This window comes from Alteromonas sp. OM2203, assembly GCF_048517045.1.
Lineage (GTDB): Bacteria > Pseudomonadota > Gammaproteobacteria > Enterobacterales > Alteromonadaceae > Alteromonas > Alteromonas gracilis.
In genome coordinates this window covers 3,247,885-3,272,924 of sequence record NZ_CP183209.1, presented here as the reverse complement: position 1 = coordinate 3,272,924, position 25,040 = coordinate 3,247,885, and the positions used below count along the sequence as shown (strand labels likewise).

General features: G+C 43.8%; 24 protein-coding genes. 9 read left to right on the top strand and 15 right to left on the bottom strand.

The features are described 5' to 3' along the window. Nucleotides 1–21: 21 nt before the first annotated feature. The gene (locus ACM0P2_RS14535; protein ID WP_105931496.1) at nucleotides 22–474 is read left to right on the top strand and encodes a DUF3010 family protein; all 453 of its coding nucleotides are present in this window, start codon (nucleotides 22–24) and stop codon (nucleotides 472–474) included. A gap of 131 nt (nucleotides 475–605) precedes the next feature. Here ACM0P2_RS14535 and ACM0P2_RS14530 read toward each other — a convergent pair whose 3' ends face one another. From ACM0P2_RS14530 to ACM0P2_RS14520, 3 genes are read right to left on the bottom strand one after another with little or no spacing between them, the layout of a single operon-like run. Then, nucleotides 606–3,818, bottom strand: coding sequence for a response regulator (locus tag ACM0P2_RS14530; RefSeq protein WP_419226737.1), 3,213 nt, complete (start codon nucleotides 3,816–3,818; stop codon nucleotides 606–608). A gap of 16 nt (nucleotides 3,819–3,834) precedes the next feature. Beyond that, nucleotides 3,835–4,038, bottom strand: coding sequence for a hypothetical protein (locus ACM0P2_RS14525; protein ID WP_105931497.1), 204 nt, complete (start codon nucleotides 4,036–4,038; stop codon nucleotides 3,835–3,837). 13 nt (nucleotides 4,039–4,051) lie between these two features. Next, nucleotides 4,052–4,897, bottom strand: a complete 846-nt coding sequence (locus tag ACM0P2_RS14520; RefSeq protein WP_159117943.1) for an SAM-dependent methyltransferase — start codon at nucleotides 4,895–4,897, stop codon at nucleotides 4,052–4,054. A 175-nt stretch (nucleotides 4,898–5,072) separates the two neighbouring features. Between ACM0P2_RS14520 and ACM0P2_RS14515 the strand changes: the two genes are divergently transcribed. Next, a complete protein-coding gene (locus tag ACM0P2_RS14515) occupies nucleotides 5,073–5,513 on the top strand; it encodes an SRPBCC family protein (protein WP_159117944.1) in 441 nt (146 codons plus the stop codon). Between the two features lie 95 nt (nucleotides 5,514–5,608). Here ACM0P2_RS14515 and ACM0P2_RS14510 read toward each other — a convergent pair whose 3' ends face one another. Continuing rightward, complete coding sequence (locus ACM0P2_RS14510; RefSeq protein WP_159117945.1) at nucleotides 5,609–7,600, bottom strand: RecQ family ATP-dependent DNA helicase; 1,992 nt, start codon at nucleotides 7,598–7,600, stop codon at nucleotides 5,609–5,611. A 154-nt stretch (nucleotides 7,601–7,754) separates the two neighbouring features. Here ACM0P2_RS14510 and ACM0P2_RS14505 point away from each other — a divergent pair, with 154 nt between their 5' ends. The 3 genes from ACM0P2_RS14505 (at nucleotide 7,755) to nei (ending at nucleotide 11,264) form a co-directional block, all read left to right on the top strand. Continuing rightward, nucleotides 7,755–8,957 (top strand): IS4 family transposase, encoded by a 1,203-nt coding sequence (locus ACM0P2_RS14505; protein WP_419226736.1) that lies wholly within the window; start codon nucleotides 7,755–7,757, stop codon nucleotides 8,955–8,957. Nucleotides 8,958–9,110: 153 nt separating this feature from the next. Continuing rightward, on the top strand, nucleotides 9,111–10,232 hold the full coding sequence (locus ACM0P2_RS14500; protein WP_159120165.1) for a zinc-binding dehydrogenase: 1,122 nt from the start codon (nucleotides 9,111–9,113) through the stop codon (nucleotides 10,230–10,232). Nucleotides 10,233–10,442: 210 nt separating this feature from the next. Further along, on the top strand, nucleotides 10,443–11,264 hold the full coding sequence (gene nei, locus ACM0P2_RS14495; RefSeq protein WP_159120164.1) for an endonuclease VIII: 822 nt from the start codon (nucleotides 10,443–10,445) through the stop codon (nucleotides 11,262–11,264). Between the two features lie 9 nt (nucleotides 11,265–11,273). Here the strand turns inward: nei and ACM0P2_RS14490 are convergent, their stop codons facing one another. The 3 genes from ACM0P2_RS14490 to ACM0P2_RS14480 all read right to left on the bottom strand — a co-directional run bounded on the left by ACM0P2_RS14490 (nucleotide 11,274) and on the right by ACM0P2_RS14480 (nucleotide 13,819). Then, nucleotides 11,274–12,446, bottom strand: coding sequence for a sugar efflux transporter (locus tag ACM0P2_RS14490; protein ID WP_159120163.1), 1,173 nt, complete (start codon nucleotides 12,444–12,446; stop codon nucleotides 11,274–11,276). A 201-nt stretch (nucleotides 12,447–12,647) separates the two neighbouring features. Further along, nucleotides 12,648–13,322 carry a nitroreductase family protein gene (locus ACM0P2_RS14485; RefSeq protein ID WP_159120162.1) on the bottom strand — a complete coding sequence of 225 codons (675 nt, stop codon included), beginning with the start codon at nucleotides 13,320–13,322 and terminating at the stop codon, nucleotides 12,648–12,650. 137 nt (nucleotides 13,323–13,459) lie between these two features. Then, nucleotides 13,460–13,819 (bottom strand): hypothetical protein, encoded by a 360-nt coding sequence (locus tag ACM0P2_RS14480; protein WP_105931507.1) that lies wholly within the window; start codon nucleotides 13,817–13,819, stop codon nucleotides 13,460–13,462. Between the two features lie 326 nt (nucleotides 13,820–14,145). Between ACM0P2_RS14480 and ACM0P2_RS14475 the strand changes: the two genes are divergently transcribed. After that, a complete protein-coding gene (locus ACM0P2_RS14475) occupies nucleotides 14,146–14,616 on the top strand; it encodes a retropepsin-like aspartic protease (RefSeq protein ID WP_236547209.1) in 471 nt (156 codons plus the stop codon). Between the two features lie 80 nt (nucleotides 14,617–14,696). Here ACM0P2_RS14475 and ACM0P2_RS14470 read toward each other — a convergent pair whose 3' ends face one another. From ACM0P2_RS14470 to ACM0P2_RS14455, 4 genes are all read right to left on the bottom strand, one after another. Further along, nucleotides 14,697–15,107 carry a hypothetical protein gene (locus tag ACM0P2_RS14470; RefSeq protein ID WP_159120161.1) on the bottom strand — a complete coding sequence of 137 codons (411 nt, stop codon included), beginning with the start codon at nucleotides 15,105–15,107 and terminating at the stop codon, nucleotides 14,697–14,699. Nucleotides 15,108–15,292: 185 nt separating this feature from the next. Further along, nucleotides 15,293–15,601: a hypothetical protein gene (locus tag ACM0P2_RS14465; RefSeq protein ID WP_159120160.1), complete on the bottom strand. Its 309-nt coding sequence runs from the start codon at nucleotides 15,599–15,601 to the stop codon at nucleotides 15,293–15,295. Continuing rightward, nucleotides 15,601–16,149: a YaeQ family protein gene (locus tag ACM0P2_RS14460; protein ID WP_173360606.1), complete on the bottom strand. Its 549-nt coding sequence runs from the start codon at nucleotides 16,147–16,149 to the stop codon at nucleotides 15,601–15,603. Before ACM0P2_RS14460 ends, ACM0P2_RS14465 begins: the two co-directional genes overlap by 1 nt. A gap of 141 nt (nucleotides 16,150–16,290) precedes the next feature. Then, nucleotides 16,291–16,518: a hypothetical protein gene (locus ACM0P2_RS14455; RefSeq protein WP_419226735.1), complete on the bottom strand. Its 228-nt coding sequence runs from the start codon at nucleotides 16,516–16,518 to the stop codon at nucleotides 16,291–16,293. A gap of 103 nt (nucleotides 16,519–16,621) precedes the next feature. Between ACM0P2_RS14455 and add the strand changes: the two genes are divergently transcribed. Beyond that, a complete protein-coding gene (gene add, locus ACM0P2_RS14450; RefSeq protein WP_159120157.1) occupies nucleotides 16,622–17,626 on the top strand; it encodes an adenosine deaminase in 1,005 nt (334 codons plus the stop codon). A gap of 126 nt (nucleotides 17,627–17,752) precedes the next feature. Here add and ACM0P2_RS14445 read toward each other — a convergent pair whose 3' ends face one another. The 4 genes from ACM0P2_RS14445 to ACM0P2_RS14430 form a co-directional block, all read right to left on the bottom strand. After that, the gene (locus tag ACM0P2_RS14445; RefSeq protein WP_159120156.1) at nucleotides 17,753–18,316 is read right to left on the bottom strand and encodes a class GN sortase; all 564 of its coding nucleotides are present in this window, start codon (nucleotides 18,314–18,316) and stop codon (nucleotides 17,753–17,755) included. Next, nucleotides 18,309–20,747, bottom strand: coding sequence for a marine proteobacterial sortase target protein (locus ACM0P2_RS14440; protein ID WP_419226734.1), 2,439 nt, complete (start codon nucleotides 20,745–20,747; stop codon nucleotides 18,309–18,311). The genes ACM0P2_RS14445 and ACM0P2_RS14440 overlap by 8 nt, the downstream gene beginning before the upstream one ends. 132 nt (nucleotides 20,748–20,879) lie before the next feature. Continuing rightward, nucleotides 20,880–22,040 (bottom strand): MFS transporter, encoded by a 1,161-nt coding sequence (locus ACM0P2_RS14435; protein WP_419226733.1) that lies wholly within the window; start codon nucleotides 22,038–22,040, stop codon nucleotides 20,880–20,882. Nucleotides 22,041–22,204: 164 nt separating this feature from the next. After that, complete coding sequence (locus tag ACM0P2_RS14430; RefSeq protein ID WP_159120153.1) at nucleotides 22,205–23,155, bottom strand: YihY/virulence factor BrkB family protein; 951 nt, start codon at nucleotides 23,153–23,155, stop codon at nucleotides 22,205–22,207. 441 nt (nucleotides 23,156–23,596) lie between these two features. Here ACM0P2_RS14430 and ACM0P2_RS14425 point away from each other — a divergent pair, with 441 nt between their 5' ends. Further along, nucleotides 23,597–24,151, top strand: a complete 555-nt coding sequence (locus ACM0P2_RS14425) for a type 1 glutamine amidotransferase domain-containing protein (protein ID WP_419226732.1) — start codon at nucleotides 23,597–23,599, stop codon at nucleotides 24,149–24,151. Between the two features lie 162 nt (nucleotides 24,152–24,313). Then, the gene (locus ACM0P2_RS14420; protein ID WP_159120151.1) at nucleotides 24,314–25,006 is read left to right on the top strand and encodes an SDR family oxidoreductase; all 693 of its coding nucleotides are present in this window, start codon (nucleotides 24,314–24,316) and stop codon (nucleotides 25,004–25,006) included. Nucleotides 25,007–25,040 lie beyond the last annotated feature (34 nt).

Below are 25,040 nucleotides of genomic sequence, written 5' to 3'. Positions count from 1 at the left end.
CAAACGTAATTAGGAATAAATATGAAAGTCTGTGGTATAGATTTAAAAGGTAATGAAGCAATTATTAGTTTGGCGTCACTCGCTGATGGTTTGTTTCATTTGCCAGACTGCCGTACGCGCCGTCTAACCCTCGCCGATACTAGCGCTAAGGGCTTAAAAAGCTTTCAAAGCACCTTTGCTAAGCTTGTCGAAGATTACAAAATTGATGCTGTGATAATTCGTCAGCGCCAAACCAAAGGTAAATTCGCGGGAAGCGCTATTGGCTTTAAACTCGAAGCTGCGATTGAACTGATTGACGGGCTAGAGGTTATTGTTTTCAGTCCTACGGATATAAAAGAGGCGCTACGTAAGAATCCATTAGCTGTGCCATTTTCAGAAACGGGCTTAAAACAGTTCCAAGAAACGGCTTTTATCACCGCTTATGCATGGCTGATGAAAAATGAATACGCCTCGCATGACGAAGATGAAAAATAAAGCCTGATATCCTGCGCTTTACAAATAGATAGGCCTGCGCAATCCACGCAGGCTTCATAAGAACAATGCATTGTCCCTTTTATTTCCGTTGCAGTATGGTATTCCAACGGTAACCTTACGTTTCGTAATAACTAGCTTATCACTTCCTCAACTCTTGCATTCATCTCGACTAAGGCCGTAAATAGCGTTTCTAGCTGTTCATCAAATGCCTGGGTTGTTTGGCTTTCGTTTTGATTTATCGTGCGCTCTACAGAGCTTGCTAAGTCCGCTAGAGCGTAAGCACCAATGTACTTGAGGGCGGTAACATAAATATGTACTACCCTTACAATGGTCATGTAGTCTTTTTCATCTATCGCCCTACGAAGCACATCTAGCTCACCGTTTAAGACTGCAAAATCTTCTAATAAACTTTGATATAGCGCTTCATCGTTAAGGAGCGTTTGCATTGCTTGATGTTTATCTATGTAGTCCAGTGGGGTGGGCTCGGATAAAGTCTCGTCAATAATCTCGGTGGTTGCCGATGTCTGTTGCTTGTTGAGTATTTCGACAAGCACATCAAAAAAGCGATTTGGATCCACGGGTTTATTAATATGGCCGTCCATGCCGGCTTCTAAACTTTTATCGATATCTTGCTGCATGGCGTGGGCCGTCATCGCAATAATAGGTAAGCGAAGTTGCAGTTCCTGTCTAATTCGTTGAGTTGCCGTTAAGCCGTCCATTATTGGCATTTGGATATCCATTAACACCACGTCGAACGTACTGTCATTGCGAAGTACATTGAATGCTTCTAAGCCATTATTTACCACTTCAATTGTTGCATGAGTGTCTGCTAATAAACCGAGCGCCACTTTTTGGTTAAGCGCGTTGTCTTCAGCAAAAAGTATTTTCGTGCCACGTAAATTGGGCACAGGCGCTGCATCTGCTGGTAAGGATTTAGTGTTAACGTTTAAGCAAAGTTCTTGCAGCCTATCGACAAGTTCACTTGTGCTAAACGGCTTTTTAATAAAGGTACTAATGCCAAGCTGTTTGGCTTGTTGACGCATATTGGGCGACTCAAATGCATAAAGCATGATCACTTTAGGCGGTTTGACCGAAGCTTCTTGATTCATGATGGCGGCCACCTCTAAGCCATCAATATCTGGCATATTCCAATCTAGAATAAGAATGTCGTATGGAGCATTTTCGTTAGTGGACGAGCGAATTTTTGCCACCGCTTCTTTTCCGCCAGCAGCGATGTCTGCTTTGATATTGCAAATCGAAAGCGCTTCAGATATTGCATCCCGTGAAGCACTTATGTCGTCGGCAACAAGTACCTTCAACGCGGCAAGCTGATTTGAAGGAGAAACAATCTGATTTGAAGGGTCGGCGTTTACAAGTACGGTGAAGTGAAAGCTTGCGCCTTTGCCAATTTGGCTTTCAACCCAAATTTCACCACCCATTAACGAGGCCAGTTGTTTACATATAGCCAAGCCTAAACCAGTGCCGCCGTAGCGTCTGGAAATGGATTCATCACCCTGATTAAATGGTTGAAACAATTGCGCCTTTTGCTTAGTGGTTAGTCCGATGCCGGTATCTTTTATTTCAAACTCAAGTTGAATGTTATCACCGTTTTGCGTGGCCCGAATGCTTACTGACACCAGCCCATCTTCAGTAAACTTAATTGCATTGCTAACCAAGTTGCTCAAAATTTGTTGTATGCGAAGCGGATCACCTATTAGGTTTAAAGAAACGTCTCGAGAAATATGCTGAATGAGTTCAATATGTTTTTCTTCTGCGCGAGCCTGATGCAGACGGATAGTTTGGTTAACCAGCGAATCTAAGTTAAACGGCGTAGACTCAATATCTAATTTGCCCGCTTCTATCTTTGAAAAGTCGAGTATGTCGTTAATAACGCTAAGAAGGGTGTGCGATGCACCTTCTATTTGAATAAGGTTGGTTTGTTGTTCTTTATCTTCTGCTGCACGTTGAGAGAGTTTAGTTAGCCCGATGATAGCGTTTAAAGGCGTACGAATTTCATGACTCATGCGCGCGAGAAAATCAGATTTAGCTTGAGTTGCCTTCTGTAAGTCTTGAGTGAGGGAATCTAATTTCTTACGCTGGTGGCGCGTTCTAAGCCAAAGGCCGAGCACTAGAATAAGAGAAAGAATAACTACGCCGATAAAATACAGTTGGTATGTATTTTTCTTTTTTTGGATAAGATTACGCTGCTCTTTTAGCAGGTTATCTTTTTCTAGCAGCTTTATCGTCTCTTCTTTTTCAGAGATAGCAAGTCGAACTCGGTTAAGTGCTAACAACCTTGATTGCTGTTCATTAAAGCTTTCTTTGTAAGCTTCTTTATATTGCTTTGCATATTGCAACGCTGCTGCTAAGTTCCCTTTTTCTTCATGAAGCGTGATTAATTGCTCTAATACATCAAGCAGTAGCACCTTGTCATTTTTAATGATGTCCTTGTTCAGCCCTGCTTCTAGCTCGTTAATAGCAAGATCTAAGTCGCCGCGCTGTGTATAAATCATTGCTAAGTGGATAAGGTGTGAACCTTCGCTGTAGCGAAACCCTACTTGTCGGTCTGCTTCTGACGCTTGATTCAGCCTTTTAAGTGCTTCGTTAAGATTGCCTTCTGCTATATGTAGTTCGGACATCGCCCCATAAACAATACCAATAAAGGGGTAACCGACTTCCTTGAGAAGGCCTTCTGCTAGCAATAAACTCACTTTGGCATCTTGATATTTGCCCAGTGCTCTTTGCGCATAACCTTGGTAAAAATAGGCAACACCTTCATCTTGCTTGCTTTTAAATCGTTGGGCTGACGCGAGGTATTGATGCCCAAACGTTAACATCAATTCGTAATTTTTGAGCGACATGTAAACGTTGCCCATCGCGCTATAGACAAGTAAAACTCGATCGCTTTCTTCTTTGTTGAAGATATCGAGCGCACGGTGCATAGCTTCTAAAGCGTTAGCATGCTCTCCAGACAAATCTAAAATTAAACCTTCTAATCGGTACGATTCAGCAAGGGCAGTAGCGTTATCGATTGCGTTAGCACGCTTTCTGGCTAATAAGAGTGCTTCATATGCCAAGACGTAATCTTGTTTCAGAATGAAGTAGTAAGCCTTGATATTTTGAAAGCGTGCTTTGCCTGTTTCACCGGGATTGTCCGTGAAAAACTGGTTTAATTGAGAAAACGTTTCTTCAACAGACGGGTCATTTTCTTGTACGCGCGCTTTAAGCCCTTTTAACAGTTCTTGGGAATTTGTGGCACTAGTTAATGCGTTATCCACGGCATAGCTGGGCTGTACCATTGCTATCGCAATAATACATACCAAAACGCTGATTAAATGCTTCATTACTAGTGCTTACTGACTAATAATTGATGACGCGGATTGTTTTACTGGTGTCGTCGAATCGCTTAGAGAGTTCATCCCACTTTTTATCTGCAATGATTTGCACTTCATCGTCAGGTAAACCATATTTCTTAGCGGTTGCCACTGGGTCTTTTTTATAGGCTTCCAAAAGCTTGCTGTTCGTGTCGAGTTCGACCAAGAAATCTTCAATAGATTTAGCCATTTAATTGTCCTTTTTAATTTATACTTGGGTTTCTATAGTTAATAACTTGTTGTTCTGTTAAGCCGAGCTTTGCAAGGCGATCTTGACGATATGCTGGCATGCCAAGAGAGGGAACAACAAGAGTTGAAATAAGTGTGGGTTTCGCGTGTTTAAGTTCGCAAAGCAATACTTTTTGTATTTTCGGCTCACAAATAGGCAGTGTCGCCGCTTCGTAAATAATAAGTTCATGATCATCAGGATAATGCTCCGACAAAATGTCGGCTAACATAGTGAGCCCTGACTGACTATGGTTGGCATTTAGCACGCTTAACGTGGCCTCGCCAGCCAAGCCTATTTGCCAGATAATCTGTGTCATGTAAGGGTCTATGCGGTAATCGCGAAATAAAAACTGCGAAGCTTCATAAGACTGGCAGCCAAATCGCGATGGGTCTATGCCTAAATCTGCTATTAAGCAGTCCTCTGCAGATACCCCAGGTAGCATGTGAGCTTCAAGGCCGAGTGCTTTTACCCTGCGGATGGCTTCGTGAGACGGGGTAACAAAAACACCGGGGTGCCCGTAAAAAGCAGCGCAAACATTTTGACCGCTTATTACTGCTTCTACGATACGCTCAGCCATTTGAGAGTAGGTGACGGCGCGGGATTTACCTTCTTCATAAAGGTCATCTAAAGAAACACTATTCGGATTCAAACTAGATACGACATGCTCGCCAACCTTATTCATGATACCCATAAATACAACGTCAGCATTTTCTATGAAGCTTTTAGCTGCTAGCGTCATTTGGCCGGCAACACTGATACCTGTGCCGACAATAACTAGCGAGCCCTGTTTGGAGTTTTCTTTTCCGTGTAGTGGCGCCATCTTTCCTTTACTGTTTGTTCAGTCAATATTCTTTCTCACTATAAATTAGTTCTTTCCTATTTACTATGCTGTAAAAAGACTATCTACACGGCTAATCATTTCTTAAGTAAATTATTCTTTAAACCTGATGTACTATCGATGAAACTTATTAATTAACGTTGAGGGTAGGCTTAAAGTGTTTTCAATTAGTGTGGAAAGAACCATAGATAAACCCATTGAAACCGTGTTTGAAATATTAAGCGACCACGAGAACTATTCACAGTTTAAGGCCATTGATGCGTCGAACGTATTAAGGGAAGGAAACGAGAATAAAAATGGGGTAGGGGCTGTTCGTGAGATTATTTCTGGCGACTCAAATCTCCATGAAGAGATAGTCTGTTTTGAACCGCCCTTCAAACTGGGTTACAAGGTTGTGAAATCCAGCCCGCTTCCCTACGATCATGAGTTGGGAGAAATTCTCTTGGAAGACCGAGGGGGTAAAACTCACGTAACGTGGCGCTCGAAAGGGCACATTTCTATTTTTATTCTTGGCACCTTATATTTCGACAAACAAATTCAAAAGGTGGGAAGCCGCGCCTTTGGTAGTATTCTAAAACATATTGATAATATGGCCTAAAGGTACAACACTTTTCAAAGAGTGAAAGAGGGTGAGCCTAGAGTGCGATTTAGGTTATTTTTGCACCTATCTTAGCGATACTAGCTTTGCCCTTTTTACGCTATTACAGAAGATACGGCCGCTTTTACATCTGCATAGCGGCAGTTTTCACAACTTCCGAAGCCTTTCACTTGCTTTACTTTAAAGCGCGTAAATAAAGGCATCGTCATGCCAGTAAGAAAACGGCAATAGATGGATTCGGTAATAGGGCCTTCAAACTTTCCTTCTAAATGAGATTGTAGTGCTGAGATAGCTTCAGCCACTTGTGTCATATCTGGCTTGGCAATAGGTGTTGAGTAACTAAGCTTAGCCACCTTACCCTGGCACACACTGCAGTGGCCACATTTTAAAGGCGTTTTGGTATCGTCAAAATACGCCGATAGGCTATAGCTTAAACAGGTGTTGAGTTCGAAGAAGCCTACCAGCGCCGCTATACGCTCTATTTCCTTGTGTTCGTTTTCAGCAAAATACTGCGCTAACTTATCTGTTAAGTCTTCCGTGCATAGTTGTTCGTTGTTAACGCGATAAACATCGGTAATTAAGCGTGATGCAAGCTCGATGTGATTATGTTCATGCAAATACTCCAATGCCGCAACCACTCTAGAACGCTCTGCACCGTAATGCTGATAAATACTGTCAAAATTAACAACGCCCCATACCTTTTTCATGTTGGAGTGCGTGAATACCGCATCTAAAAAGCGCGAACGCTCTTCTGAAAATAAACCGAGTATGGTGGCTTTGTCAGAAATGAACCGGAACTTGTATTCTGCAAAGTAGGCGTACAACGGTCGAATAACATTCGCGAGTTCAAGCTGCACTAAAAGGGTTTTAAGGGGAAGCTGACGAATATTGCTTGTGCTCGATAAGCTGTTAATTTGGGTTTCCCACTGGTAAACATTGTTGTCGCTGTTATCTGGAGGTTGAATTTCTTTTGCAGTATCTAGATGAACCGGCGCTTGTGATTTAATGTCGGTAATTACGCGCTCAATTGCGCTTTTATCGGGCGTATCTCCATAAACAAAATTTTCTATGGTGACCAATCCGTCGAGGTTCGCTAATACCGTGCAGTTTGCTACTTCACCATCTCGCCCGCCTCTGCCAATTTCCTGGCTATAGTTTTCTATAGATTTTGGTAGGTCGTAGTGAATAACAAAGCGAATATCCGATTTATCAATACCCATGCCGAAGGCAATAGTCGCCACCACAACTTGAAGCTTGTTGTTCATGAAATCTTGCTGAATACGTTGCCTGACCTCACTATCGAGTCCAGCGTGGTAGGCCTTTGCAGTAAACCCTTGCTGCTGCAGAAACTGAGCTACTTCCCCGGCGCTGTTCTGCAGTGTGACATAAACTATGCCCGCACCTTGCTGTTTCTTAACTTCTTCTAGCAAAGCTTGTTTTTTATTGGGCTCAAGAACAGGGCGAACCTCTAGATTAAGGTTCGGACGATAAAACCCCGTTTGGATAATGCTGGCTGGAGAAATATCAAAACGTGCCGCCATATCCATTTTTACTTTTTTAGTAGCGGTAGCGGTGAGTAATAATACTAGATGAATATTGAGCTCTTTCTGATAAGCAGGAAGCTTCAGGTAATCAGGGCGAAAATTATGACCCCACTCCGAGATGCAGTGGGCCTCATCGATAACCAACATACTCACCCTAACAGACTCAATGAACTGTCTAAAACGTTCGTTCTTAAAACGCTCCACAGACACCATTAAAACTTTGCATTGACCAGAGCGGATATCATTCATCACTTGCTTGTTTTCCTCAGGTGTTAACGTGGAGTCGATACTGGCTGCTGCAATGCCTTTGCTATGAAGAAACTCCAGCTGATCTTTCATCAGCGCCAACAATGGCGACACCACCAAGGTTAAATGCGGCAACTGTGTAGCAACGTACTGATAGCAAAGTGATTTACCCGAACCAGTAGGGAATATTGCCAGAGTTGAATGACCACTTAGCAGTAAATCCACCGCTTCCTTCTGGCCCTCGCGAAACGCCGAAAAACCAAATAGCTGCTGTAAAATAATGGGGTCAGAGTACATTAATAAGCTTCCAAATCGCGATATAAAAAATGGGGTCAGAGTCTGAGGTATCCCCACAAATAATATAACGATATCAGCGAGATAAAAAAGATAGGAACATTCATGACGTTTGGTGATCAGATCAATCGCCAAAAATCACTGAGGCCAAACAGCCATGAATGCCCTATCTATTGTGAACAATGTCGTATCGCTTGTCAGCTACAATATGCATAAAACTCGTCTAAGTGCGGTCACGGCGTGCGTCAAAAGTCTGCTTAATGGAAGCGCTGCGACCGTAACCAGCATAGGTCGAGGAATCAATACTAAAGCCTTTGAAAAACATCGGATTAAACGTGCTGACCGCTTGCTCTCAAACCCGCATTTAGTAAGTGAAACACCGCTCATCTATGCATCTATATGCCAACTATTTTGCGGCAACACAACACGCCCTGTTATCTCAATCGACTGGTCAGATTTAGATGACCGTAAAGCGCATTTTCTTTTACGCGCGGCAATATCTTTAAAAGGTCGGCCCGTCACACTTTATCAAGAAGTGCATTGCAACAAGACCAAAGAGAAACCAGCCACCCACAAAGCATTCTTAAAGGCATTACACGCCATGTTACCTTCAAATTGCCGACCCATTATCGTTACCGATGCAGGGTATAAATCGCCTTGGTTCAGGGCAGTTAGGGCACTTGGATGGGACATTATTGGACGTATCCGTAAGCCACATCTTTATTCACTTGATAGAGGAGATACGTGGCAGTGTATTCGCTATCTCTATACTCAAGCAACCTGTCGTCCGAAGCGTTTTGATAACAGCCAAATAGTAAGAAGTAATCCCTTTGACTGTACGCTAGTTCTTTTTAAACAGAAATCTAAAGGGCGTCATGCTTCAAATCCAGATGGTACACGTAAAGCCTCAAAACGCTCAAAAGTGCATGCGCAAGGGGCGAAAGACCCATGGCTATTAGCGACATCACTGGCACCTCATCGAAGCTTATCAAAGCAAGTAGTGGCCATTTACAGGCAACGAATGCAAATTGAAGAAGGCTTTAGAGACATGAAAAGCACGAAGTTCGGGCTTGGCTATGAACAGAATAAAAGCGTGAAAAAGCAGCGTCTAACAATACTGGTATTGCTGACTACGTTAGCGTCACTGGTGGCAATACTACTGGGTATGGTGGTCGTCTCTTCGAATAAACATCGGCGCTTCCAAGCAAATACCGACACCAGAAGCGTGCTGTCATTCCACTATCTCGGCCTGAGAGCTGTTGCTTGCCGAATACGATTCACTATGCGACAGTGGAAAGCTGCACTCAAATGGTACAGCTCCATAGTCGACCGGGCCTGGGCCGCAGGCACATGGAATTAAATTCGTGGGGATCCCTCAGACTCTGACCCCATTTTTTGAGGGTGTATAAATGATCGAAACGCATATGTATTCGAAATATAAATATTACTGATAGTGGGTGCGTGGTAGCTTATTGTTACATTCAGCGTTTAACTTTCAGGGCGAAATAACACTATGGACAAATCAAAACAACTATTTACGCTAATCACCTCGGAAGGTGAGTTACAGGTATCGCTAAAAGAAGTGGATGTTCCAGAACCTAAGTCACACGAAGTAATAGTTCAAATGGAAGCCTCTCCAATAAACCCATCAGATATGTGGCCCATGTTCGGCCCTGCAAGCCTTGATAAGGCAATCTTTGATGAAGATAAAAAAGCACTAGTAGCACCAGTACACAAGCCGTTGCTGAGTCGCATTAAATCGCGTTTGGATCAAACCTTGCCTATCGGCAATGAAGGCGCAGGTACGGTTGTTAAGGCGGGTGATAGTCCAGAAGCACAAGCATTAATGGGCAAGACGGTATCTATTCTTACCGGCGCTGCCTACACCGAATTTGCGTGTGTTCCAGTACAGGCTTGCCTGCCACATCTGGATAGTACAACACCGCAGCAAGCTGCATCTTCATTTGTAAATCCGCTTACAGCACTTGGCATGGTTGAAACCATGCGAATGGAAGGCCACAAGGCGCTTGTACATACCGCTGCAGCCTCTAACTTAGGGCAAATGTTGAACAAGATTTGTCTAGAACAGGGCGTAGAGTTAGTAAATATTGTACGTAGCCAAGAGCAGGTTGATATTCTCAAAGGCATAGGCGCAAAAATTGTACTTGATTCAAGTAGCGAGAACTTCAAAGCCGAACTCTATCAAGCCATTGATAGCACAGGCGCAACGCTAGCATTCGACGCCATTGGCGGTGGTGAGCTAGTGAGCGATATTCTTACTATGATGGAAGCATCGGGCAGTAAAGATGCAAAAGGGTTCAACACCTATGGTTCTGACAGCAACAAACAGGTGTATATCTACGGCGGCTTAGATTTCTCGCCAACTATTTTAAACCGCGCTTATGGCATGACGTGGAGTATTGGTGGTTGGTTGCTAATGCGTTTCTTAGGCAAGCTTGATAAGAAGCGTGTAGGCGAGCTCTACCAGAAAGTGGCTACGGAAATTAACACTACGTTTGCGTCGTCTTACAGCAAAGAGTTAAGTCTAGAGGAAGCGCTTCAGCCAGAGAATGTGGCTTTGTATAATGCGAAAAAGACCGGCACAAAATACCTTATTGTGCCGAGTAAGGGCTAATCTGCGAGACGTTTAACTACGGCAATCTCAGCTTAAATGTAATCAATAAAAGGGTCTGTTGATCTTTGATGTACAAACTGCGGTTTAAAGTACATTGAAGGGCGACAGACCCTTTTTGTATCCATTCTCATTCAGCTGACAGTGAGCTGGAAATACGCTCAAGAAAATGTGAAGTAAACAGTAACCCAGATAAAAGGTAGTTAAGATAGCATGCCTGAAGGTCCAGAGATTCGTCGCGCTGCAGACAAAGTTGAATTGGTCATAAAAGATATCCCTTTAGAAAAGGTAGAGTTTGGCTTAGCTCAGCTTAAACCCTACGCTAAGCAGTTAGAAGGTGAAAAAGTGTTGGGCATGGAAACCCGTGGCAAGGCGTTAATCACCCATTTCAGTAACGCGCTTTCTATGTATTCACACAACCAGCTCTACGGCGTGTGGCATACCTGTAAACGTAACGAACTGCCCGATACTAAGCGTCAGTTGAGAGTAGGGCTTCATACCAAGACGCATAGCGCTATCTTGTATAGCGCCTCTGATATTAGTATCTGGCCATCGCAAACTATTCACGAACATCCGTTTCTACAGCGGGTAGGGCCTGATGTATTAAACGGTTCGGTGTCAAAGGAGCTGGTATTAGAACGCTTACGTTCAAAAGCTTTTTATAACCGCGCGCTAAGCGGTTTGTATCTAGACCAGCGCTTTATGGCAGGGCTTGGCAACTATCTCCGTAGCGAAATACTATTTGCAGCTGGCGTTCACCCTTCGCTTAAACCCTCGCAGTTAGATGATGAGCAGCTTCGCGGCTTAGCGCATCACACCTTGGCCATATGCAAACGCAGTTATGAAACCGGTGGCTATACCGTGTACACCGAACTACGCGAAGTACTGGAAGCAAAAGGCGTTAACTTTGAGGGCACGAGGTTTATGGTGTTCGATAGAGAAGAACAGCCTTGTAGAGTCTGCGCCACGCCAATAAAGCGACAGTCCTACAATGGGCGACGCCTCTATTGGTGCAGCCAATGCCAGGCCAAGTGAACTAGATTTCTAGCGAAGCGCGCGCTTCTTAACAAACATAAACACTAACATCACGTTCAAACCAAATATGGCAATGCATAACGATCCGATAGTGGCATCTCTAAAACTAAAAAATTGGGCCACGGTACCCGCGCCTATTGTGCCTAGCATCATACCTACGCGAGTGGCGTTTGAATAAAAGGCTGAAGTGAACCCGGTTAAGTCGGGCGCTTGTTGTTGCAGTAACGTCAACCCAATGCCTGCATATAAGCCGTAGAAAAGGGCGTTCAGTATTTGAAGGGTAAGTAACTCCCAACTTGACTGAGAAAAATACACGCCGATGTAGAAGCAGCAGCCGAAAATGAATGCTACGGCCATGATACCTGCGGGTGGAAAGCGTCGAGCCAGCTTGGCCGCCAGTAACATGGTAGGGATCTCAAGTGCGGCCACTACACCCATCATCAGCCCGGGTAAATTTTCTGCCAACCCCAGTTCATTCATGACGTATAAGGGCATCGATGATAAATACATAACATTGCCAGCCATACCAGCAAGTATAGCCAGCCCAACCAGCCAGAAAGGAAGCGATAGCGAGCCTTTTAAAGTAGTATTGAGTGACTGTTGATTAGCTTTTTGAGGCGGCACAACCTTTACTACAAAAAGCGTTGCAACTAACACACATGCGATAGCCACCGAAAAAGATGCTGCAAAGCCAAAATTGGCGACCAAAGTAAACGCTAGCGGCGGGCCAACCACCCAAGCAAGAGAGATGGCAGCGCGAACTTTTGAGTTGAAGGCGGCTAAGTCGATGTCTTGGTTTTTTGCCCATAGCCCTGAAACGGTCAACATCTGAGACACTGCCCCTGCACCCACAGACATAAATAAAACGCCAGCAAGAAACACGTGCCAAAACTGGTTACTAAAGATAAAGGCGACCATCGCAATGCCTACACAAATCATGGTTAGCCCATAAAGACGATTTGCGTTAAAGCCTTTATCAGCCAGGTGCCCTAGGTATTGACTGATCACCAACCCTGATAGCGTAACAGAAACCATGTAAATGCTTATGTATATGGGCTCAACGTTAATCTCGTCAATGAGAAAATAGCTCATAAGAGGCGTAACAAACGAGGAGGTTAAGCCAGTTAAAAGGCTAAGCAACAGAAAAGGAAGTTGTGGAGAAAATGCGTAACGCGATGACATGAGACTATTAGCTCCCGAGGGCTGTTAAACGTGGTTGACCCAAACTCGTAAAGAAAAGGTCACAGCCCTTAATAACGAGGGCGCATTATAAGTGCTGCGTATCTCATGTCTATGACGAAGCTTTTATAAGCTATCTTTTAAAATTATGCTGCATTAACACTTTTCTTTAAAAAGTGCACAGCCCCAGAGCGCGCTCTAAATCTAGAGAAAGCTCGCAATTTCGCTAAGCGACTTTTTTTGTTGAGCATGTGCTGGAATAGTGGCATTGGGTGCTGGGTAGCCTGCAATTATTAGCATGTAAGCCCGCTCATTATCTGGGCGCTGGCATATTTCGGTTAAAAAATTCATAGGTTTTGGAGTATGAGTCAAGGTTGCCAGACCAGCATTGTGTAACGATGTAATAAGCATGCCAACCGAAATACCTACCGACTCATGAACATAATAGTTTTGGCTTTTTTCACCCGCTTTTGTTTCACCAAATTTTTGACTAAATACAGCAATAAGCCAGGGTGCTTTTTCAAGATAAGGTTTACTGGCATCTGTGCCTAAAGGCTTAAGGTCATCGAGCCACTGTTGACCAGCGCGTCCATTGTAGAACCCTTGTTCGTGTGCCTCTGCTTGCTCGCGGATTTGTTGTTTTACGTGGGCAGACTGAATAGCGGTAAAATGCCAGGGTTGATGATTTGCGCCGCTGGGAGCCGTACCGGCAGTGAGTATGCAGTTTTCAATGATGGTTTTATCGACCGGTCTGTCACTGAAGTGTCGAATACTATGGCGACGCTGCATGTTTTTCAAAAAATCTGCACTTCGAGCAAGCATACTGTCTTCTGGGTATTCAATAAAATCAGTAAGAGGAGAGTGGTCGTGAGGTTGCATTGGTTTTCTCTTTTTTGTTGTTTTCCTCACTTTATCTTTTTGGCCATCGTTTTCAAAATAAAACGCTACAAAAAAGCGACTCACTCAGGCAAAAGTGAATCGCTTCGATTAAACGCTTAACTAAAAGTGCAAGCGGGTTAATTACGTTTGAACGGCGGGCGCGTGCCACGTCTTTGCTTGTCGTCTTCCTCTTCTAGCATTTCAAGTTGAGCAACGTCATAAACAGGCATCATGGTAGTTGTTCTGCGATAAGGAGGCTTTCCACGCATAATCACCTCCTTAACCTCAACGTACTCGATAGCTTCCTGACCTACTGACTCCAACTGTGCAACGTCGTTAACCGACATAGTCACTACTTTGCGTTTAAACGGTGGTTTACCAGAATAATCTACCACTTGCACTTCTACAGTATCATCAGATGAAACTGGCATTGCTTGCGCGGTAAATCCAAGCGAAACGGCAGTGATAAGCGTTCCCAAAACATAGCGTAATTTCATATCGTGTCCTTATATTAAACTTACTACTTTTGTATATTGTATGAACGAATTTGGTTCAAACAATACTGATTGGTGATAGTCATAAACTATCAGTTTTGGATATTAGTAGTATGCGCTAAATCAGAGGGACTAATATGCTCGCTGAGAAGCACAATATGCACCAATGCATGCCTATGTATGGTGCATAATACCCAGCGCTAGTGCACCAATAAGGTGCTTAAACGTGTGGTCATTTCGAGCAGATCGAAGAAAATCAAACAATTAACATATGGTCTTTATCTTGCTGTTCTCCTACGTCTTCTTTTAAAGCGTGTGGTGTAGATAAAATGAACAGAACGGCAAAAAAAGCAGTGACGTTATCACTCTCAGTGCTGTTGATGGCATATGTAGGTTTTGTCTCACCAACATTGGCCATAGAGCAAAGTATTCCACTATCGCAAAGTAAAGGCGGAACCTTATACCTGGAAGCTACGCTTGAATCTAATGTGAGAGCATCGTTTTTGCTGGATACGGGATCGAGTTTGTTAACGCTTAATCAAGCCACTTTTAACGCTCTTACTCAAAATCAACCGCTACTTGCTACCAGAACGTCGGCAGCGAGAATGGCGAACGGAAAAATTCTTAAGGTATCACAGTACCAACTCAATTCAGTGCGTATTGGCAATACGTGTGAAGTAGGGCCAGTAGAGGTCGCCGTGCTTCCAAAGGGGAATAATATCCTTGGCATAAACACACTGCTGAGGGTGGCACCATTAACGATTACGGCAAACTCAGTAATACTTGCAGGATGCGAGTAAAGTAGCCCTTCGTTAAAAAATAAGATACAAAAAAGCGAACCGAGAGGTTCGCTTTAAAGGCTGGGGTAGCGGGCTACGACTTAATCGTCACACTCGCTTACATCTCCGCCCATTTGTTCTTTCATTTTTACGCAGGCTTCGTATGCTTTCTTCGCGGCTGCGTCTTTCCATTCACCCGCTTTCTCGGCGCTTGCGTCGTAAGCGTCAGATGCCATGTCTTTGCCATCTTCGTAGGCATCAGAAGCCATTTTTTTACCATCTTCGTAGGCGTCTGAAGCCATCTCTTTGCCATCATCTAAGGCGTCTGAGGTCGCATCTTTTGTTTCATCCCAAGAATCAGCAGCATCTTCTTTTGCTTCTTCATACGCTTTAGACGTTGTTTCGCCTGCTTTTTCCATCTCTTTTTTTACATCACTTTTCGTTTCTTCGCTAGATTCTGTACAGCCCATTAAAGACAGTAGTAGTGCTAACGCGATTGCTTTAGTTTTCATTGTGAAGCTCCTTTTACTGGGATAGTGGCCTAATTAAAAGCCGGTCAACATGGTGTGTTCAATTTTTTAGTGTTTTGGTATATAGCGCGTGTCTCTATTTTAGAAATTCGACTAGCTAAATATTGAACACGCCCAGTCTAGCCTACTTACCTTTGAATATGTAAGTAGACTTTATGCGGAAACGCTTATTCTTCTGGGGAATTTGTAGTAAAAATTAAATGTCGGCGCATGTCTTTTAAAACTACACCTTTTTTTAAAAGGGCGGAACTCAAACGACGTTGCCATTTTTTCAGCTCTGGTTCTGCTCCCAGCACGGCTTCTTCTGTGTCGAATTGAAAGCGTAATAGAAGGGACCCCGGAAACTGGTGATATTGAACGTCAAACCAGCACTGCAGCATTCCTTCAAGTTCATCGCGGCCTTGCGCTTCCAGAGCGTTAGCAATATCGAGTACCAACGCTTGTTGTTTTAGCTGAACAGCAGATAGCTTTTTCATTACATCTTTTTCTCAATTGCAATTTCAACACTTTCAGTAACTTCAGCGCCTTCAATAGTCAGCCACATTTGTCCATCTTGTATGGTGACCTGAATTTGCATAGAGCGCTGCACAGCGTGAGCAAGTGTAGTAGATAACGATTCCGGTAAAGTAAACACTGACAAGTTTTTTCTTGTTTGCAGTTTATTTTGTTCTTTATTCCACCACGCGTCGAAGCTGTTATCGGCGTAAGAATAAATAATCATCTTTTGGCTTTGATTGCACCCTTTTTTGATACGCTGCTCAGATGGTTGGCCCAACTCAATCCACAGTTCTATTTCATCGCTGAAACTCTTCTGCCACAAATCTGGAACGTCGTCGTCAGATAGCCCTTTGGTAAACTGCAGACGCTCATGCGCATTTACGATAAATGCGATAATTCGCAACATCATGCGCTCGTCGTTTTCTGATGGGTGACGAGCAATAGTAAGGTTGTGGTCGTTATAGTAATTGCGGTCCATATCGGTTATGGATATGTCAGCTTTAAAAATGGTCGCTTTGAGAGCCATGATGTTCCTGCTTAATTTAAATGAGGTATATTTTTTATCCTCTCGTGCTATGGCAACACTGTCATAGCAAAATTTGGCGATATAGTACCAGCAAATAAATAGTTACGCCTTAGTTGAGCGCACTGTCTTGTGCAGTAATGGCTATTTCAACAGTAGCGCTTTTATGTGCTCAACCAATTGCTCCGGTATGATTTGTTCATCGCCTTTGCATTTTTTTACGATGGCGAGCATTTGTCTAAGTAAGGGCTTGTCGTTGGCATAGCGTTGGCAAATGGCGCGTATTGTATTAAGAGGCAATGTACTGCCAAAGGCAAGATGTTCATCATTAGTTAGTTTGCCAAAAATGCGGTTGGCAACATAGCGACGCAAGCGCTATTTTGTCCCGCCATAAAAAAGTTATTTTTGCTAACAAAGGGAGGTTTCAAACGCTAAGTGTTATAGTTAAGTTCGCGCTTTATAAAGAAGTATTGCCATGCCTATTGAAGATTTACCGCTGCTAGATTTACATCGTCACTTAGATGGGAATGTGCGCCTGCGCACAATTCTGGAACTTGGTCAGCAATTCAACATCGACTTACCTGACTATTCGTTGGAAGGATTGCGCCCACACGCTCAGGTAATGAGAATTGCACCAGATCTTGTATCGTTTTTAGACAAACTTACATGGGGTGTTAAGGTGTTAGGCGACCTTGAAGCCTGCAAACGTGTAGCGATTGAAAATGTTGAGGACGCGGCTAAGCAAGGGATTGACTATGCAGAACTGCGTTTTAGTCCTTACTTCATGGCTGAAAGTCACGGGCTGCCATCACAAGGTGTGGTTGAGGCTGTTATCGATGGAGTAAAAAGCGCAACAAAAAAACACAATATCAAAGTGAATCTGATTGGTATTCTGTCACGTTCTTATGGCGAAAAAGCGTGTCAGCATGAGTTAGATTCAATCTTGGCTTATAAAGAACACATCACTGCAATTGACTTGGCGGGCGATGAAAAGGGCTTCCCTGGAAGCTTGTTCGTTGAACATTTTAGGCAAGTGCAGCGAGAAGGGTTGCATGTCACAGTACATGCTGGCGAGGCTGTAGGCCCAGAAAGTATTTGGCAAGCTATAAAGCACTTGGGGGCTACCCGAATAGGGCACGGCGTTAATGCCATTCACGATGAAAATCTTATGGATTATTTGCGTGACAATCGCATTGGTATTGAAAGTTGTTTAACCAGCAACATATTGACGAATACGGTAGCCACACTATCAGAGCACCCGTTAAAAACCTTTTTGGAGCACGGAATACTCGCCTGTCTAAATACCGATGACCCCGCAGTTCAAGGTGTAGAACTCGATCATGAATTCTCTGTTGCCGCTAAGCAAGCAGGCCTAACCCCTTCGCATATTAAACAAGCGCAAGAAAATGCCTTAGCAATAGCATTTCTAAGTGAAAGCGAAAAAGCCGCATTAAAAGACCAGCGGCGTCAGCGTAATTAAGGCAACCCTAATCTAAGTATTGAAATCCAAAAAGTTAAAAGTGTTACACCAGCTTTTATTACCTTAGTGTAACAAATACGAAAAAAGTGGGGTCAGTGTAACGACTCTGACCCCATAACTACGGTTTTATGATGGCTCAAGCTCTACAACCAGCCTTAAGTGATTGTTTTGGGGGATTGTATGAAATGGATAGCACGTGACTAAATACAACCTTTTCTGATTGAGTTGAACATGCAGATCTTGGTCTTGTATGTCGACAATTCGTTTGGCCGAAACTCGATAGGGATGCCAAATTCCATCTAGTGTTTGAAGCTGTAGCGCGTCGCTTACATTTACCTTCTCGAGAAAAGCGAAGTGTGTGTCTTTGTGGCCTCCAATAACGCTACTTTCACTGCCTAATTCGCCAGCGTTAGCATGCCTACCCGGGCCGAAGGCAAGTGCATTCCCCTGAGCGCCTTCCAGGATATACAAGTCTGTATTGCTGTTTGGGTGCACCATTCGCCCTACTGGCCACGTGTCTGCCCATTGCCAAGGCCTAACCTGATCCCCCGTTTGCAAGGTCTCGGTCCATGCTCGCTTAATTAATACCTGTGCTAACTCTGCTTTTACTGACAACCAAGCGGCATTACCAAACCCAATAGCCGCAATAACAAGGAGTAATAAACTTACTAGTAATTTGGGTTTAGCCATTGTGAGTTATGCCTTTATCTTCTTTAAAAATGCGATATTGCGCGAAGAGATAACGTCGAGCTTCTCCCATATTGAGCAGCATTAATAAAAATAGCGAAAGTGCGCTAATCACAAGGTACTGGTTAATGCCGGCAGAGGTTTGTGGATAGCTAATGGCGCGCATTTGCATGCCTTGCGGCATGAGGTTTTTAATATGCTGTGGGCTAGCATTTGTCGATTCAGGCCTTGATTTCGTTTCTTCGATGGCAACAAAGCTGGTATAAGCCGTAATGAGTTTATGGGGTATAGCTACCTTGAGTATGTCTTTTTCAACGTCTTCTTCATTCCTTCCTAGGGCCTTTTCATCCATTAACGCTGCAACTTTTTTACGAGCCCAGGCGGTAGCGATACCTGTAGTTTGAGAGGAGTGAGCAGGGGGGCTATTCACTTCGTTATTGTTTGCGTTATTTGGGGGGGCAGCCGTGAAATATTGCACCTGCACACTGCGCTGCCACTTGTGGAGATTACCGTTTGTGTCAGTTAATGTGCCTGAAAGCACCACTTGGTTGTCTAGGTTGTTTCCATCCCCTCTAGCATTGTCGATGTGTTTTATGCTAGCAAAGTCAGGCACTTTAACGTTGATGAGTAAAGGTTCACCAGCATATAAATCAGGCAAACGTTTGGGGAACACCTCAACGCTTTTATTAAGCCGCATACTTTTAGGCAGGATCAGTGAAAGGTTGCTTAAAACGGGGCTTTCAAGCTTAGTGAACAAACGCTCCATTTCTTTTTGTATATTATTTGTGTCGTTAATAAAGATATAGCTACCTCGACCAAATTGCGCAGCGCGGGTCATGAAATAGCTGTTTGGTGCGCTGCCAATCCCCACAGTAAAAAGCCGTGCGCTCCCTAGCTCCTGTTTAATCAGCGAGAAGAGTGCCGCTTCATTTCCAACCGCGCCATCGGTAATAAACACCACTTGTTTAATGAAGTTTTCCTTTGGCTTGGCTTGTAAAGCCTCATGAAGCGCGCCCGCCATTTCAGTGCCGCCATTGGCGTGTAGCTCAGATATAAAAGATAGGGCCGTGTTTATATTGTGTGGCTGAGTATTTGTGGGCTGGCTGAACAACTTTGTGTAGTTAGAACTAAAGGCCACGATGTTAAATCTGTCTTTAGTGTCTAGTCTTTCGATAGCCAGTTTCAACGCGGCTTTAGCATCTTCAATTGGGCGACCTCCCATAGATCCTGACGTGTCTATTACAAAAGTGACATCTCGTGGAAAGTCTTGCAGATCCTTAGGGTTTACTTGTGGTGGTGTTAGCATAACTAACGCATAGTGGTTGTTATCTATATTCTCTGCAAAATAGGCTGCTTGTGGAGTCGCGGTGTTAAGTGGTCTCCAGTGCAACCACAAATCTCTATCCATGGTTATTTGTGTGTCATCAAGTAAAACTCGGTATTGATACTTGGTGTCGTCAATAGAATGCCATTGTACTTGATGGCCTTTGCTATAAATGGAATTTATAGCCATTCCTGCGTTAATTGTTGCCGTTAAGGAAAGCTGGTTGGTAAGGTTGTTTTGAGGCAACGTATCTATCATAAATGGGGTAATTTTATCAGCGTCACTGACTTCATTTGTGGGTAGAGCCCAGCCCGAGATAAAGCCGTTGTCGGTAGTTATATGTCTATGGCTATGAGAGCCCCGCTCACTTTTATTTTCACTATGTCTATGCTCCTCGTTAGCGTTGTTTGTTTCGCTGCCGCCAGCGTATGCGTGTTCAACTAACACGGTATCGCTCAAATCCTTTGTGAGTATGCCTGGAATGTATCGAGGGGTAAGAGTAGTAGGAAGATGAAAGCTAAATTCGCCATTTTCATATGCAACTTGCTGAATGTACTGAAGCGTTACCGTTATATCTTCGCCTGGCGCTATATTCGCCACATGTTGGGTGAATAAATTCGGGCGTTGTTGCTCAGTTAAACTGGCTTTCTTTCCTGCTTTTTTAGCTGTTTCAAAAGCTTTTTTAGCTTCTGCTTTTTGCTTGATTTTGCCTCGGATTATTCTCTTGCCGATAAGCATTTCCATGCTGTTAATCGCTGCGTTTTCATTAAGTGGGAAGGTGTAAACGGCATGCTTCCATTCATTGCTGTTATTGGTGAATTTTTGAGAATAGGTAACGTGCGCAATCATGCCATTCACCTGTAAATCTACGTCAGTTGAATGCAAAAGGGCGTGTGAAGGCTCGCCGTCCTCGCTTTGCAATATTAATTCGCCAGACTCAGCGCGACTTAGTGGGCTTATCATCAACCCAAGTAAAAAGCACAGAAAAGAGACAAGAATAAGCAGCCTATGTTTGCGCGGTTGGGCCGCACGCTGCCGGTCTCGAAACCACGGTTTATGCGTGCTCGGAGGGTTGAAGTAGTCGCGCTTAGGTGTTTTAGAAAATAGCATAGGATAAGCTCGTTATAGATGACGATGCTTATTATTAAACGCCCTGAATAGGGCGAATTATGAACAGTGATTATGGCGAACTGGTGAAGAAAGATGGCGAAAGCGCACAGAGACTGTATCTAAGGCTAGATCTTATTCGCCAGCCATGGCGCGGCCTTTGGTTTTTACACTGGCGATAAGCATATAAATGCTGGTGGCAAGTAGGCAAGAAAACAAATAGCCCATCAGCCCTTGTGGGCCTGCTAAAAAGTTGTCGGCAACGAGGGGGCCGAGTACCGAACCTACGCTGTAGCTAAACAGCATGACCTGCGTTGCGCTTATTATAAAATTGGCGTCTAAATTGTCGCAGGCCAAATTTATCGCCACCGGATAAAGAGCAAATATGGCCATACCCAGCAGGAACAGGCCTGCCCCCAAAGCATAAATGTTGCTGAATGCTGCGGTAAGTGTAATTGCAGCAACACCGAACAGGCAAAACAGCGCCATGAGTAATGTGCGCCCTAAATACTTTGATAAAAACGGAATTAAAGGTTGGACAGCCATCGCACCCAAAATGATAAGCGCCATTAAACTTCCCAAATCGTCATGAGCGATACCTCGGCTCGACAGCTCAAGGGGCATAAGACCGTAGATCGCACCAAGGGTTAAACCCGACACTATACAGCCTATAATTGCAGCATGATTTAGTTTTGATATCTGTTTAAACGTCAGAGAGGTACTCTGTGTTGTTTCAGGCTGTTCGCTCTTGGCAAACAAAAGTACGCCAATGGCTAAAATCAACATAGTAAAAATGCTCGCAAAGGGTAGCGTGCCGCTTACGCCGATAGCGCCGATACCTAATTGCCCTAGAGAACTTCCGCCGTACAATGCCCCCATATAGAGGCCTAAACGTTTTGATCTGTCGCCCTCATCTCCATGTAGGAGCCACGACTCGACAATAACAAATACACCTGCTACCGCTATCCCTGCCACTAATCGAGCAACAAGCCATACCGTGGCGTGAGCAAATAAAGGCATTATTGCAACAGTCAGTACCAATACACCTAAACACAGTGCAAACCCGTGCTTGTAACCAATACGGGTAACAAGCGGCTCTATACTTAACGCGCCCACGAGTAAACCTGCATAAAAGCTACTGGCCAGCCAACTTGCAATAGTGGTGTCTAGGCCATAGTGGCTAAGCATGAGGGGTATTAGGCTCATTAAGTAGCCAGACGCAACCGCGTAAAATCCGAGCGCGATAACGGGAACAGAAACGCGCGCTTTGGCCGGTGTAATAAGGTGATTGTCCAAGGTACTGCCTTACATCAAAAGAAAGAGAAGATAATTTCGCGGCGCGAATATGAGGTAATTTTTGATGCAGGTAAAATGAAAAGAAATGCTCGTAAAGATGCTAAAAATTAATTGTGAAAACGGTGCTGACCCTTGGTGTCAGCACCACAAGATAGATTGCGCAATTACTTTATGTCATTTGGCGTATGATCGGCCACGAAAGCGTTTCTTTCACCCATGGGTTTTTCTTCACCTTTTGTACTGTCGGCCGTGGTTTGAAGCTCTATAGACGAGTTTACTTCCGCTCCAATAAGAATGATATATGCCGTTAAGTACAGCCACATAAGCAAAATAATAATGCCCCCTACAGAACCGTAGGTTTTATTGTAGTTTCCAAATTCATTGAGATATACCGAAAAACCGTACGATGCTAACACCCACAATATTGTGGCAAATATCGAGCCTGGCGTGACCCAGCGCCATTGGGCTTCTCTTCTATGCGGGGCGTAGCGATAGAGTGCCGACAGCGCAATATTAAATAACGCTAACATTACCGGCCACGTCACCCACATGGCTTGCTCGGTACTTATTGCGTTAGACGTCATCCAGTTTATTGCTTCGGGTAAAATAGTAATGCAGGCAAGGGCTACAATGACGGTCAGGATCATAAATATGGTACAAGTGATGCGTGCCAAAATACCCTTTAAAAAACTTCTACCTTCCGCTTCGCTATAGGTAATATTGCACGCCTTGATGAGTGCATTCGCGCCTTTGCTGCTGCTCCATAAAGACAAAGAAAGCGTAAATAAGAAACCCCATCCTAATGCCGAGTTCGACTTTTCAGTTAAGTTGGTAAGCTGCTCTTCAATGATATATCGGCTTTCGTTGGGTACGACGTTAACAAGAAGTGCCATGTGATTTTGCAGTTCAGAAGGAGAAACCATAAGCCCGTATAGTGCGATAATCGAACCTAATAGCGGAAAAATGGCAAGCAAACAGTAAAAAGCTACGCCAGCTGCGATAAGAGGAATATTGTCTTTTTGAAGGCTCGTGAAAATACGTTTTAAGATACTCCACCAATGTTTAAGAGAAATCTCAAAAGCTGACTTTGCGTGGTCTAATCGTTCCGTGTTCATATTTCCTCGGTTTTTCTTACGCAGCTTACTGCTTATAAGTAATTATCTATGCGAACTGGTATTAATACACAAAATGTGAGAACTCGGCTTAAAAAGATTATTAAAGCAGCGCTCTTTATATAGTGCTTTCACTTGTTACAACGTGTGGCGAAAAGCGGTGCTTCTTAGACGTGTTGATCTCTATTAGATAACAGGCATCTACTCTGTAAATCATTCATAACTCCTGCATTTCTGCGTAACAGTAAGTTAGGTTTTCGTTATTTAACTCTTTTAAATATTCAATTAAAACAGTTGGCTAGACTTTTTTCTTGTTGGTGGTTTGCTAATTGCAGCGACAAATAATATGTAGCAAATCGTTCCAAACTTTTAATTAGATTTTCATTTAGGGTTTGAAGTGTCTGATTTGCCGTTCTGAGTTCAGTTTTGAAAAGGAGTAAATCAATGAGCAATACCTATAATCTTAAAGATAAAAAGGTCGCTATTCTTGCAACTAACGGTTTTGAGCAAAGTGAGCTTATTCAGCCTAGAGACATGTTGACTGAGCAAGGCGCTCAGGTCGACATTTTATCCATTGATGACCAGTCTACGATAAAAGCGTGGGACGAAGATAATTGGGGAAAGGACGTCGAGGTTGATGTTCAAGTTACATCAGCGAACTTGCAAGACTACGATGCTCTTGTGTTACCGGGCGGGCAAATAAATCCCGATGTACTGCGTACGAACAAGGATGCTGTGACGTTAATTAAGCAAGCGAATGACACTTCAAACATTAAGGCGATAGGGGCAATCTGCCATGGGCCATGGATGCTGGTGGAATCAGGCTTAGCGAAAGGCGCTAAATTAACATCTTTCCCAAGTATTCAAACCGACTTAAAAAACGCTGGTGCCACATGGGTTGATGAGCAAGTGGTAGTTCACGAAAAATTGGTGACTAGCAGAAACCCAAACGACATCCCCGCTTTTGTTAACAAGATTAGCGAAATGCTCACCCAGTAGCGTTTGAAAGACTGCAGTAGTTATTAATCAAGCAAATTAACGATAAATCGACGTTAGCGAACTGTTTTGAATTAACTCTAGGTGGGAAAGGCAATAAGCGATGGTATTCGTAACACTGCCATCTAGGGTTCGTTACTGTTGCTAAGTAAGTTAGGAGGATTTATGTCGAACGAAAAAACTAATGACAAAGTTATCGCTATTACCGGAGCATCTAGTGGTATTGGTGAAGAAACCGCGAGGCAACTTGTGGGCAAAGGCTTTAAGGTTGCGCTGTTGGCGCGAAGCGAAGATAAGCTAAAAGCACTCGTAGATGAGCTTGGCGAAGACAACGCATATGCCGTTAAAGCCGATGTGAGCAATTTTGACGAAGTGGAAAAGGCATTTAAAGATGTTAACGAACACTTTGACCGCATTGATGGTATTTTCGCAAATGCTGGACGCGGGGCAAAAGCCGCAGGTATTGAAAAGGGTGAGGTAGAAGATTGGGACGGCATGTTAGGCGCTAACGTTAATGGCCTGCTTTACACTGCAAAAGCTGGCCTTCCCTATCTTCGCGACACCAAAGGCCACTTTATTATTACAAGTTCTGTAGCCGGACGTATAGCACTAAAAGGTTCTGTGTATGGTGCAAGTAAATGGTTCGCCTATGGCTTTGGGCAGAATTTAGCTGAAGAAATGAGAGAGTGGGGCGGGCGATGCACAACAATATGTCCTGGCATGGTCAATACGCCATTTTTCGACGAGCCGAAAGAAGATAAATTGCAGCCAGCAGATATTGCGAAATCGGTACTGTTTGCACTAAGCGCTGAAGATTCGGCATGTGTGCGTGAAGTCTATGTCATGCCTGCCAACTAGTCAGGTTTTTTACGCAAACGAAAAAATTGAAAAA